The 12,665-nt window shown below is 70.3% G+C and carries 9 protein-coding genes; 1 reads left to right on the forward strand and 8 read right to left on the reverse strand.

The annotated features are described in order from the left end of the window. Window positions 1–41 precede the first annotated feature (41 nt). The 7 genes from AB0H88_RS09875 to AB0H88_RS09905 form a co-directional block, all read right to left on the reverse strand. Entirely contained in the window at window positions 42–1,724 is a 1,683-nt protein-coding gene (locus AB0H88_RS09875) for an acyclic terpene utilization AtuA family protein (protein WP_357642900.1), read from the reverse strand. Continuing rightward, window positions 1,721–2,509 carry an enoyl-CoA hydratase-related protein gene (locus AB0H88_RS09880; RefSeq protein WP_357642901.1) on the reverse strand — a complete coding sequence of 263 codons (789 nt, stop codon included), beginning with the start codon at window positions 2,507–2,509 and terminating at the stop codon, window positions 1,721–1,723. The genes AB0H88_RS09875 and AB0H88_RS09880 overlap by 4 nt, the downstream gene beginning before the upstream one ends. Then, entirely contained in the window at window positions 2,506–4,374 is a 1,869-nt protein-coding gene (locus AB0H88_RS09885) for a biotin carboxylase N-terminal domain-containing protein (protein ID WP_357642902.1), read from the reverse strand. The genes AB0H88_RS09880 and AB0H88_RS09885 overlap by 4 nt, the downstream gene beginning before the upstream one ends. Further along, the gene (locus AB0H88_RS09890; RefSeq protein ID WP_357643156.1) at window positions 4,371–5,903 is read right to left on the reverse strand and encodes a carboxyl transferase domain-containing protein; all 1,533 of its coding nucleotides are present in this window, start codon (window positions 5,901–5,903) and stop codon (window positions 4,371–4,373) included. The genes AB0H88_RS09885 and AB0H88_RS09890 overlap by 4 nt, the downstream gene beginning before the upstream one ends. Window positions 5,904–5,956: 53 nt before the next feature. Continuing rightward, window positions 5,957–6,589: a TetR/AcrR family transcriptional regulator gene (locus AB0H88_RS09895; protein ID WP_357642903.1), complete on the reverse strand. Its 633-nt coding sequence runs from the start codon at window positions 6,587–6,589 to the stop codon at window positions 5,957–5,959. 85 nt (window positions 6,590–6,674) lie between these two features. Continuing rightward, window positions 6,675–8,984, reverse strand: coding sequence for a protein kinase (locus AB0H88_RS09900; protein WP_357642904.1), 2,310 nt, complete (start codon window positions 8,982–8,984; stop codon window positions 6,675–6,677). Window positions 8,985–9,157: 173 nt separating this feature from the next. Next, on the reverse strand, window positions 9,158–10,519 hold the full coding sequence (locus AB0H88_RS09905; RefSeq protein WP_357642905.1) for an FAD-linked oxidase C-terminal domain-containing protein: 1,362 nt from the start codon (window positions 10,517–10,519) through the stop codon (window positions 9,158–9,160). Between the two features lie 112 nt (window positions 10,520–10,631). Here AB0H88_RS09905 and AB0H88_RS09910 point away from each other — a divergent pair, with 112 nt between their 5' ends. Further along, window positions 10,632–11,159: a hypothetical protein gene (locus AB0H88_RS09910; protein ID WP_357642906.1), complete on the forward strand. Its 528-nt coding sequence runs from the start codon at window positions 10,632–10,634 to the stop codon at window positions 11,157–11,159. Between the two features lie 116 nt (window positions 11,160–11,275). On the opposite strand, the gene AB0H88_RS09915 is transcribed toward AB0H88_RS09910, so the two are convergent. Then, window positions 11,276–12,481: an aminotransferase class I/II-fold pyridoxal phosphate-dependent enzyme gene (locus AB0H88_RS09915; RefSeq protein ID WP_357642907.1), complete on the reverse strand. Its 1,206-nt coding sequence runs from the start codon at window positions 12,479–12,481 to the stop codon at window positions 11,276–11,278. Window positions 12,482–12,665: the final 184 nt, after the last annotated feature.

Consider the following 12,665-nt stretch of genomic DNA (forward strand, 5'->3'; position numbering starts at 1 on the left):
AATATGGCTACGGACTGTGATCGGGCAAGTGGATTCCGCTTTCAGAGCAGCAGCGTCGCCGGCACGTCGACCGGCTGTGCGCGTATCAGCTCGCCAAGGGCCTTGGCCTGGGGATCCATGCGAGGACTGGCCGCCACGCCCCTGCCCAGCAGCCCGTGGACGACGAAGTTGAGCGCGTGGAGGTTCGGGAGCTCGTAACGGGTGATCCGGTAGGGCGCCAGGTCGGGGAGGAGCTCCGTCAGGCGGTCCGTCGTCAGGTGCGCCGCCAGCCAGTCGTACCGCTCCGCCGTCTCGACCCAGACGCCCAGGTTGGCGTTGCCACCCTTGTCTCCCGAACGGGCGCCCGCCAGGCGGCCCAGCGGGAGGCGGACGGTGGGCTGGTCCGCCAGAAGCTGCGGCAAGGGAGGCCGTACAACGTCCGGTTCCGGGTCGGCCGCTGCCGAGGCGTCCAGGGGCACGGGGACCTCCTTGCCGTCCAGGAAGACCTGGGCCCGCACCTCCGCAGCCGGTATCAGCACCGGCCAGTACACCCCGTACGGCGACGCGTTGCCCGGCGGGGTGAGGCCGTAGAAGCCGGGATAGCTGGCCAGCCCCGTCTCGACCACGGCCGAGGAGAAGGCGCGGCCGGCCCGGCGCTGGTCGGCGTCCATGACCGTGATCCGCAGCAGCCCCCCGTCCGTGAGTGTGACGTCCACCGCGTCGAACGAGTCCCGGGGGATTCTGGCCCAGAGAGTCTCCTCCGCCAGGCGGGCCTTGGCCTCGATGTCCAGGCCCGTCAGGACCAGCGTCATCGTGTTGCGGTATCCGGCCAGGTAGTTGACCGCGACCTTGAGCGTGCCGGGCGGCGGCTCGCCGCGTACGCCGGAGACGCGGACCCGGTCGGGGCCGTCGTCCGACAGCGTGATGGTGTCGAAGCGGGCCACCACGTCGGGCCCGAGGTAGCGGGGACCGGCGATCTCGTAGACGAGCTGGGCCGTCACCGTGCCGATCGAGACCAGGCCGCCTGTCCCCGGGTGCTTGGTGATCACGCAGGAGCCGTCGGCGTGCAGCTCGGCGATGGGGAAGCCGCAGTGCGCCAGATCCGGTACGTCCTGGAAGAACGCGTAGTTGCCACCCATGGCCTGGCAGCCGCATTCGATGATGTGGCCCGCGACCACCGAGCCCGCCAGGGGATCGAGGTCGCCGGGTCCCCAGCCGTACCGCCAGATGCCGGGGCCCGTCACCAGGGCGGCGTCCGTGACGCGGCCGGTCACCACGACGTCGGCGCCGGCCGACAGGGCCGCCGCGATCGGGCGGCCACCCAGGTAGGCGTTGGCGGTCAGGGGCGTCGCGGTGAGCTTCTCGCCGGTGTCGGCGTTGGTCAGGTCCAGGTCGCGGCCGGTGAGGTCGTCGCCGGTGACGTGGGCGACCCTGGGGGAGAGGCCGAGGCGGGCGGCGAGCTCGTGTACGGCGGCGGCGCACCCGGCCGGGTCCAGCCCGCCGGCGTTCGTCACGATTTTTATGCCGTTGTCGAGGCAGGTGCCGAGGACCTCTTCGAGCTGGGTCAGGAACGTCGGCGCGTAGCCGGGGCGGCCCTTGAGGCGGTTACCGGCCAGGATGAGCATCGTCAGCTCCGCCAGCCAGTCGCCCGTGAGCACGTCGATCGGCCCGCCCTCGACCATCTCCCGCGCGGCCGACAGCCGGTCACCGTAGAAGCCGCTGCAGTTCGCGATGCGCAGGGTCATGACGTCGTGCCGGGAACCCACTTGGCCGGGCGCTTGCCCATGAAGGCCGCGATGCCCTCCTGGCCCTCCTCGGAGGTGAAGCGCTGGGCGGACAGCGCGGTCATCTGCCGCAGCCCCTCCTCGAACGACACCTGTGGCAGCTCCCTGACCAGCCGTTTCGTGATGGCCAGCGCCTCGGGGCCGCCCTTGAGCAGCATCCCGGCGTAGTGCCGCACTGTCGCGTCGAGCTCCTCAGCGGGCACCGCCCGCGTCAGCAGCCCGATCTCCACCGCCCTGGCCGCGTCGAACACCTCGCCGGTCAGGAAGTATTCGGCCGCCGCCCGGGGATCGAGCCGGCGCAGGACCGGCACGGAGATCATCGCGGGCACGACGCCGAGCCGTACCTCCGTGAAGGCGAAGGAGGCGGTCGCCGGCGCGATCGCGAAGTCGCACGCGGCCACCAGGCCGAGCCCGCCCGCGCGGGCCGTGCCGTTCAGGCGGCAGATGACCGGCTTCGGGCTCTCCCAGATCAACGCGAGGATCTCCGGGAACGACGCCGTCACCGGCGCGTCGCCGACCCCGGAAGCGGGTTCGACGCGCTGCTCCTTCAGGTCGGCGCCCGAGCAGAACACCGGGCCCGCGCCGGTCAGCACGATCACCCGGACCTCCGGCTCGGTCAGCGCCCAGTTCAGCCGGCGTTCCAGGTCGCCGAGCAGCCGCACGGACAGCGCGTTCCTGTTGGGCGGCGAGTCCAGCGTGATCGTCGCGATGCCGCCGTCCAGCTCTTTGTGGACCAGGCTCGTCATGAGTCCCCTTCCCGGATGATCGCCAGCACGGCGCCCGCCTCGACCTGCTGCCCCTTCTCGACGTGTACGCCGGAGACGACGCCGTCGGCGGGCGCGGCGATCTGATGCTCCATCTTCATCGCCTCCAGCACCAGCACCGCCTGGCCCTTCGCCACCCGGTCACCCGGCTCGACCTCGACCCGCAGCACGCTACCCGGCATGGGGGCGAGGAGTGAGCCCGGCGCGACCTGCTCGACGGGCTCGGGCAGCCGGGGCGCGGGCGTCAGCTCGACGGAACCGCTGGGGGAGTCGACGCAGACCTTCCCGTCGTAGTGGGCGATCTCGAAGGTGTGCCGTACGCCCCCGCGTTCCACCACGATTCTGGACGGGTCCGCATGGACCAGCTCGATGCCGTCGGGGAGCGGCTCGTAGACGACCTCGGCCTCGTCGAAGACGGCGCGCGAGGGCTGCGACCGGACGTTGCGCCAGCCGGAGGGCAGGCTGCGCAGGACCGGTGCCGCGGCCCGGTTGGCGGCGGCCTGCGCGATAGCGGCGGCCAGCACGGCCAGCTCATCGAGGTGCCCCGGCTCCCGCTCGTGCTCGTCGAGGAAGCCGGTGTGCGTGTCCCCGGTCATGAAATCCCGATTTGTCAGGATGCTAAGCAGCAAATCCTTGTTGGTGGTGAGCCCGTGGATCCGAGCGCGTCGCAGCGCCGTCGTCAGTTTCCGTACCGCCTCGTCCCGGGACGAGCCGTGAGCGATCACTTTGGCGAGCATCGCGTCGTAATGAGCGGAGACGACCGACCCGGCCTCCACCCCCGAATCAACCCGTACGTCCCCAGGCACCTCGAACCGCCGCAAGACCCCGGTCTGTGGAAGATAGTCCCCGTCCTCCGCGTACAGCCGCACTTCGATCGCGTGCCCCTGAGGCGGCGGCGGCGAGCCCGGCAGCGCCAGCCCCTCGGCCACCTCGATCTGCAACCGCACCAGGTCCACGCCGTAGACCAGCTCGGTGACCGGGTGCTCGACCTGGAGCCGGGTGTTCATCTCCAGAAAGGCCACCTGATCACCCTTGACCAGGAACTCCACCGTCCCGGCCCCGACGTAGCCGATGGTCCTGGCCGCACTGACCGCCGCCTCGCAGAGCTCGTCCCTGACCCGCTGGGTGATGCCGGGGGAGGGGCATTCCTCCACGACCTTCTGGTGCCGTCGCTGGATGCTGCACTCCCGCTCACCGAGCGCCCACACGGTGCCGTGCCGGTCGGCCAGGATCTGTACCTCGACGTGCCTGGCCCCTTCGAGCAGCGGCTCGACGAACACGGTCCCGTCGCCGAACGCCGCCTCGGACTCGCGCCGCGCCGACGCGATCTCCCGCTCCAGCTCGGCGGGGTCGCGCACCACCCGCATACCCCGCCCGCCACCACCGGCGGACGCCTTCACCAGCACGGGGAACCCTGTCACTGGGAACTCCGTGACGACCGCCGGCAGCGACGGCAGCACCGGCACCCCGGCTTCGCCCATCAGCCGCTTGGCCTCGATCTTCGACCCCATGGCCGCGATCGACTCCGGCGACGGACCCACCCACACCAGCCCGGCATCCAGCACAGCCTGGGCGAAATCCGCGTTCTCCGACAGGAACCCATATCCCGGATGCACGGCGTCGGCGCCCGCCGCCTGGCCGGCCGCCACGATCCGCTCGATGTCCAGATAGGTCTCCGCGGGCTTGGCGCCGCGCAGCCGTACCGCGTAGTCGGCCTCGGCCACGTGCGGCGACCCGGCGTCGGCGTCGGAGAAGACGGCCACGGTCTCGATGCCGAGCGAGCGGCAGGTACGGAAGACGCGCCGGGCGATCTCGCCCCGGTTCGCGACGAGCAGACGAGTGATCACGGCCGGAACACCCCGAATCCCGCCGCCTCGGGCACCGCGGCACTGTTGATCGCCGACAGGCACAGCCCCAGCACGGTCCTGGTGTCGCGCGGGTCGATCACCCCGTCGTCGTAGAGCCGCCCCGACAGGAAGTACGGCAGTGACTCCGCCTCGATCTGCGCCTCCACCATCGCCCGCATGGCCGCGTCACCCTCCTCGTCGTACACCTGACCGCGCGCCTCGGCCGACGCCCGCCCGACGATCGACAGCACCCCGGCGAGCTGCGCGGGCCCCATCACCGCCGACTTCGCGCTCGGCCACGCGAACAGGAACCGCGGATCGTAGGCCCGGCCGCACATCCCGTAGTTTCCGGCGCCGTAGGAGGCGCCCATCACCACGGTGAGGTGCGGCACCGTCGAGTTGGACACCGCGTTGATCATCATCGCGCCGTGCTTGATGATGCCGCCCTGCTCGTAGTCCTTGCCGACCATGTAACCGGTCGTGTTCTGGAGGAACAGCAACGGAGTGCGCGACTGGTTCGCGAGCTGGATGAACTGGGTCGCCTTCTGCGATTCCGCACTGAACAGCACGCCACGCGCGTTGGCCAGGATCCCGACCGGATAGCCGTGCAGCCGAGCCCACCCCGTCACCAGCGAGGCCCCGTACAGCGGCTTGAACTCCTCGAACTCGCTGCCGTCCACGATCCGCGCGATCACCTCGCGCGGATCGAACGGCACCTTCAGGTCCTGCGGCACGATCCCGAGGAGCTCTTCGACCGGATAGCGCGGCTCTTGTACGCCCTGAGGCTGCGTGCCCAGCTTGCGCCAGTCGAGCGACCGGACGATCCGCCGCCCGATCCGCAGCGCGTCATGTTCGTCGAGGGCCAGATAGTCGGCCAGGCCGCTGGTGCGCGCGTGCATGTCGGCCCCGCCGAGCGACTCGTCGTCGGACTCCTCGCCGGTCGCCATCTTGACCAGCGGTGGCCCGCCGAGGAACACCTTGGCCCGCTCCTTCACCATCACCACGTAGTCGCTCATCCCGGGCACATAGGCCCCGCCGGCCGTGGAGTTGCCGAACACGAGCGCGATCGTCGGAATCCCCGCCGCCGACAGCCGCGTCAGGTCCCGAAATATCCGCCCACCCGGGATGAAGATCTCCTTCTGCGTCGGCAGGTCCGCGCCGCCGCTCTCCACCAGATTGACGTACGGCAGGCGGTTACGCAGGGCGATATCGGCGGACCTGAGGGACTTCTTGAGCGTCCACGGGTTCGACGCGCCGCCCCTGACCGTCGGATCGTTCGCGGTGATCACGCACTCGACGCCCTCGATCACCCCGATCCCGGTGACCATGCTGGCGCCCACCGGGAACTCGCTGCCCCACGCGGCCAGCGGCGACAGCTCCAGGAAGGGGGAGTCGGGATCGACGAGCAGCTCGATCCGCTCGCGGGCCAGCAGCTTGCCGCGTTTGCGGTGCCGCTCCACGTACTTGTCGCCGCCGCCCGCGACCGCCTTGGCCTGCTCGGCGTCGAGCTCTTCCAGCTTGCCCAGCATCGCCGCGCGCCGCTCCTGATAGTCGGCGCCGCTGGGATCGAGCCTGCTCCGGATCACACGCCCTCCTGTTGCCAACTTGACGCCGATGTCAACCCGATGGCCCTGGCCCAGAGCTTGGTGAGCAGCTCCACGGCCGTCCGCTCGTCAGCCCGCTCGCCCAGGTCAAGCCAGACGTGGGCGAAGTGCTCCACCATCCCGCCCAGCATGACGGCTGTCAGCCGGGGATCGAGGGCCGGGTCGGCCAGCCCCTGCTCCTGCAACCGCCGCAGCCCCTCGGCGCCGCGCCGGACGAACACCTCGCGCAGCTCCAGCAGCAGGCCACGCAGGCCCTCCTCGGCGGTGGCGGCCTGTTCGAGCATCCTGACCAGCCGCGAGTTCGCCGCCCAGGCCCGCAGATAGAGCCGGTTGGCCGCCTCGATGCGCGCGTACGGGGCGCCGGGAATGCCGGGACCCACGACGCTCGCCGTGAACATCTCCCCGACCACCGCCGCCGCCACCTCGCGGAACAGGGCTTCCTTGGCGTCGAAGTAGGTGTAGAAGGTGCCGTGGGAGACGCCGGCGCGGGCGCACACGTCGTCGATGCGCACCGCCTCGTAGCCGTGCTCGTCGAACGCCTCCCGGCCCGCTCGCACGAGGGCGTCCCTCGTACGCCGTCCTCGGGCGGTCAGCTCGGACTTGACGATCACGTCAACTAGCGTAACCCGCTTGTCCGGCACGCGAAAAGCCCTCCACGACGATCCTTTCCGTCGTGGAGGGCTTGGCTCGGCTATCTCAGGTGCAGTGGCTCCAGCCGGACTTCCAGGACGCGGTGCCCCACGAGCCGCCCCAGATCACGCACTTCTTGACGGCCGCCACTCGCACCGGGCCCGCATAGGCGGTGAACTTGCCCGGGTTGCTGCCGCTGCCGCCGTTCTGTACCTGAAGGGTGGCGTTCATCGAGACCTTGCCGGGATACACCAGCTTGGACATCGTCACGACGCAGTTCTTGCCGTTGCCGTACAGCAGGTAGATCGTCGCGGAGCTGCCCAGCGAGTGGCTGTCGATCACCTTGAAGCCGGAGCCGCACACCGCCGTGGCGCTGTAGGTGTTCGGCTTGGGCTTCACGGTCGGCTTCACCGTTGGCTTCACCGTTGGCTTCACCGTTGGCTTCACGGTCGGCTTCGTCGTGGGCTTGGTGCTCGGCTGGGGGTTCGGGTCGTCCGTGTTGTCCTCGGTGGGCTTCGTCGTAGGGCCGGGGTCCGGGTTCACCATGTCGGTGCGCTTGGTCTTGGTGGGCGCGGGATCCGACTCCGGCTTGTGCGTCGTGGGCTTCGACGTCCGCGGGACCGTGGGGACGGTGACCGGGACCTGGGTGCTCGGGTCCTGGATCACCTGCTCCCTGGTCTTGCTCTTGGTGGGCTCGGGCTGCTCGCTCAGCGTCGGGACCGGCTGCGAGACGACCGGGCTGTCCTCCGTCAGGGGCGGCTCGACGGGCTGTCCGGCCCCGGAGCCGTCGGTGGGGGTGGCCTCGGAGGCGTTGCCGACGGCGACCACCTTCTGGATGTCGCCGCTGTTGGCCTGCACGATCACCGCGCCGCCCACGACCAGCAGGGCCGCCGCGGCCGCGCCGGTCAGGGCGAAGGTCAGGGTACGGCGCTGCTTCGCCGACCCGGCGTCAGCCGGCTGCGGCCCCTGCCCCGGCCCATTCGCACCGGGCCCACTCGCACCAGGCCCACGACCGCCGGGACCGTATGCCGGGCCGCCCGGCCCGCCTGCGCCGAACCTCGGAGGGCCGCTCTGCCCCGGTACGCCGCCCATAGGCTGTCCCGGTACGCCGCCCATGGGCTGACCGGGAGCGCCCGCCCCCTGAGCCATGGGGCCCTGCTGCTGCATCGGACCGCCGGGTGCTCCCTGGCCGCCGACGGGCATCCCGGGGGCGGTCGGCGCGTTGCCGTGCGGCATGTTCTGACCGCTCGGGGGGTTGCCCTGGGGCATCCCGGGTGTACCGGCCGAGGGACCTGCCGCCGCGGCCATGGGAGCCGGGGCGCCGCCCTTGGTCGCGCCGGGAAGGCCGAAGTGACCGGTCTGACCGGTCTGGCCGGTCGGACCCGTCTGGGAGGCGGCGCCGGGCCGCATCCAGGGGCCGGGGTAGGAGTCCTGCGGGTTCCCGCCCGGCTGTGGCCCCGTACCCGCCGGGGCGCCCATGACGGCGCCCGTTTGAATGTCAGGCTGAGGCCCAGCGCCCTGGCGGTTCGGGCTCGTGGTCAGGGGGTCCACGGACGCGGGCGCCGCCGGCTGCCCCGTGAGGTGCACGATCAACTGGTCCGCGCTCGGCCGCCGCGACGGGTCCTTGGACAGGCAGGCTGCCACCAGTTCCCCGAGCGCCCCCTCCATCGCGCCCAGCTCCGGCTCCTCGTTCAGGATCCGGTTCATCACCACGGGAATCGAGTCGGCGCCGAAGGCGGGCTTGCCCGTCGCCGCGAACACCATCGTGACGCCCCAGGCGAACACGTCCGCCGCCTCGGACACGGCCGCCCCGCTGAGCTGCTCGGGCGCCAGGTACGACGGCGTCCCCATGGCCATACCCGTGGCCGTCGCCCCGGGGGAGTCCAGCGCTCTGGCGATGCCGAAGTCGATCACGACGGGGCCCTCGGGCCCCATGAGGACGTTCGCGGGCTTGAGGTCGCGGTGCAGGATCCCGGCCCGGTGGATGGCCGCCAGCGCGGTCGCCGTACTGATCGCGAGCCGCTCCAGCGCCGCTCCCCGGCGCGGGCCCTCGTTGATCACCAGCTGCCGGAGGGACGGCCCTGGTACGTACTCGCTCACGATGTACGGCCGGCTGCCCTCGAGGTCGGCGTGCAACACCGGAGCCGTGCAGAACCTGGCCACCCGCTGCGCCACCGCGACCTCGCGCAGGAACCTGCTCCTGGCCTCGGCGTCGGCCACCAGCGCGTTGTGCAGCAGCTTGACCGCCGCCTGCTCGCCGGTGTCACTCTGGCCGAGGTACACGACTCCCTGGCCGCCCTCACCTAGCCGGGCGACGAGGTCGTAGGCCCCCAGCCGCCGCGGGTCGTCCGCCGCCAGCGGCTGGTGCTGATTCACGCCGTACCCCCAAGACCATGCCTAACAAATCGACAGATGGTGCGAAACGCTACCAGCGTGACCCTTGGGGCGTTGCCCGGACCTGTCAGATGTTTCGTCTTTTGACGCGGAATGTCAGCCTTTCGGGGCAGGTCGTGTCCACATTGGCCGGGCTAGGTCACGGCTTGGTGAACTCAGATCGCCTTGCCCGGGTTGAGCAGGCCAAGCGGGTCGAAGACGGCTTTGATGCCCTGCTGCATCTCCTGCGCCACCGGTCCGAACTCCAGCCCGAGCCAGCGCCGCTTGAGGAGGCCGACACCGTGCTCGCCGGTCAGCGTGCCGCCGAGCCGCAGAGCGTGCTTGAACACCTCGTCCGCCGCGGCCCACACCTCGGGCGGCGGCTCGGCCATGCCGCGCTCGAAGATGAAGACCGGGTGCAGGTTGCCGTCACCCGCGTGCGCGACTGTGGCGATCTTCACACCATGCCGTACGGCTGCGGCCTCGATCGCCATGATCATGTCGGGCAGCACCGAACGCGGCACGCACACGTCCTCCACCAGGCACGCGCCCATACGCTCCTTGGCGTCGTAGGCCATTCTGCGCAGCCCGATCAGCTCCTCGGTCTCCTGCGGGCTGGAGGAGACCGCCACGAACGACGCGCCGTTGTCGACGCACAGCTGCTCCATGCGCTTGACGACCGACTCGCTGTCCGAGGCGTCGGACTGGCCGATCAGCATGGCGATCGTGCTCGATTCCAGGCCGATGTTGCGCCAGTCGTCGATGGCCTCCAGCGTCGCCCGGTCGAGCAGCTCCATCAGAGACGGCTGGCACCCGGCGGCCATGATCGCCGACACGGCCGCACCCGCGTCGCGCAGCGAGCCGAACTCCGCCGCGAACGTCGCCGGCGGCTTGTCCGGCGCTCTGCGCAGCCGTACCGTCGCCGAGGTGATCACGCCGAGCGTGCCTTCCGAGCCGACGAACAGGCCGGTCAGGTCGTACCCGGTGACGCCCTTCATCGTGCGGCGGCCCGTCTCGAGGATCCGGCCGTCGGCCAGCACCACCTCCAGGCCGAGCGCGGAGTCGCGGGTCACGCCGTACTTCACGCACCGCAGCCCGCCCGCGTTGGTGGCCAGGTTGCCGCCGATCGTGGAGATCTCGTACGACGACGGGTCGGGCGCGTACATCAGCCCGTGCTCCCTGGCCGCCCGGTCGAGGTCGGCGGTGATAACCCCGGGCTCGACCACGGCGATCTCGTCGGCGGGGGAGAGTTCCTTGATCGCCGTCATCCGGGCCACGGAGAGGATCACCGATCCGTCGCCGGCGGTGGCGGCGCCGGCCAGCCCAGTACCGCCGCCGCGCGGCACCACGGGGACCCGGTGCTCGGTCGCCCACTTGAGTGTCGTCACCACGTCGTCACGCGACGTCGCGAGCACCGCGGCCAGCGGCTTGCCCGGCTCCAGGAACGTACGGTCGCGTGCGTAGGAGTCGATCACGTCGGGATCGGTCAGGACGTGGCCCTCAGGCAGGGCGTTCACCAAGGCATCAATGGGTCTCACAAGGGAAACCTTACGGTTTGCGCCGACCGCGGCTAAAGGCCAGACTGCCCAGGTGGAAGTCACGTGTCCGGTATGCAGCCAATCTGACCAGGTCTCCGCAGTCCCTGGAGTGGTGGCGGCGGGCACCACGTACCGGATCGGCCGCGCCCGGATGGCGGCCACGCGCGACATCGCGGATCTGCCGACGGCGGCCTCGCTGGGCGCCTCGAAGCATCTCATGAGCCGTACGCAGCTGGCGGTGTGGCTGTCGTTCCCCAGCCGCCACTACACGGCGTGGACCAGGAACCAGGGCTACATCCTGCTCGGCGTCGCCGCCCTGGTCCACCTGGTGACCGCGTTGGTGATCGCGATGGGCAAGGACGCGAACTGGGCCGAGGTGCTGCTCGCGCCGTTCTGCCTGACCGGGTTGTTCTGGGGGTTCGGGCTGCTGTTCGTGCTGGGGTCGTACGGGGCACGCAAGCGGGACACGGCGGAGGCCCCGGCCCGGGTACAGGCGCTCACCGTGTGGGAGAGGCTGTGTTACTGCCCGCGGGACAACGTGGTGTTCGAGCCAGGGGTCGGGGTGTCGTTTCACCCCAGCGAGACCCGCGAGTACATCTTCGGCTTCCGCCAGAGCCAGACCCGCACCACTGGTAGCTAGCCCCGCGCTTCCGGTACGACGGGTCGGCCGTACCGGAAGCCGCAGGTGCGTCAGGCGCGCGAGCTGAGCTGAAACCGCAGGCTCAGGCGCGCGGGTCAAGTCGAGACCGTGTGAGATCAGGCTCGCTCTTCGGCCACCGCGCGGACGCAGACGGCCAGGCCGATGATGGCCTGCTCCAGCTCATCCAGATCGGGATAGGTGGGTGCGATCCGGATCGTGCGGTCGTCGGGGTCCTGGCCGTAGGGGTGCGTGGCCCCGGCGGGGGTCAGCGCGATCCCGGCCGCCTTGGCCCTGGCCACGACCTCACCGGCATGCGACACCTCAAGGCTGATGAAGTAGCCGCCCTGCGGGCTCGTCCAGGTGCCGAGGTCGCCGAGCTCCTTGGCCAGCACCCGGTCGACGAGCTCGAACTTGGGCCACACCAGCTCGGCGTGCTTGCGCATGTGCGCGGCCACCCCGTCGGCGTCCTTCAGGAACTCGACGTGCCGGAGCTGGTTGAGCTTGTCGGGCCCGATGGACTGCTTGGCGGTGTTGGCCAGGAACCACTTCACGTTCGCGGGCGAGGCCCCGAAGAACGACACCCCGCTGCCCGCCATCGTCACCTTGGACGTGGACCCGAACACGAAGGCCCGGTCGGCGTTGCCGTACTCCGCGCACAGGGCCAGCAGGTCAGCCAGTTCGGCGTGGGTGTCGGTGAGGTGGTGGACCGCATAGGCGTTGTCCCAGAAAATCCTGAAATCAGGCGCCGCCGTGGACATGGCGGCCAGCCGCCGCACGGTCTCGTCGCTGTAGGTGACGCCGGACGGGTTGCTGTACTTCGGCACACACCAGATGCCCTTGACACTCGCGTCCTCGGCGACCAGTCGCTCGACGACGTCCATGTCGGGCCCTTCGGCGTTCATCGGCACGGGCACCATCTTGATCCCGAACCGCTCACAGATCGTGAAATGCCGGTCATACCCCGGCACCGGGCACAGGAACGTGATCTCCGGCTCCTCCACCCACCGCCGCTCGGCCCCGGGCACCTTGGTGAGCAGCGCGTGCACGATCGTGTCGTGCATCACAGCAAGGCTGGAGTTGCCACCGACGACCAACTGCTCGGCCGGCACCTGCAGCAACGGCCCGAACAGCTCCCGCAGCTCGCTGAGCCCCTGGAGGTTGCCGTAGTTACGCCCGTCGGTGCCGTCGGCTGCCTTGTAGGACGTCGGCAGTTTGAGCATGTCATTGGCGAGATCCAGCTGTCGCGGCGACGGCTTCCCCCGGGTCAGGTCGAGCGAAAGGCCACGCTGGACGAGTTCGGCGTAGTCGCGCTGAGCGTTCACTGGATCTACTCCTCCGATCGGGTCGGATACGAAGGATAGAAGACGCACGGCCCTGAGCAGGAATCGGTCCGCCATGTGGATGGCCGGCCGCGCGGGAAGCTCCTCGCACGTGGAGGGCGCGGCTGCGGGAAACTGCCACGAATCCGGACGAATGAAACGGTAAGTAGCACTCCGTCACGTTTGA

It is taken from the genome of Nonomuraea sp. NPDC050680 (assembly GCF_040654555.1).
Lineage (GTDB): Bacteria > Actinomycetota > Actinomycetes > Streptosporangiales > Streptosporangiaceae > Nonomuraea.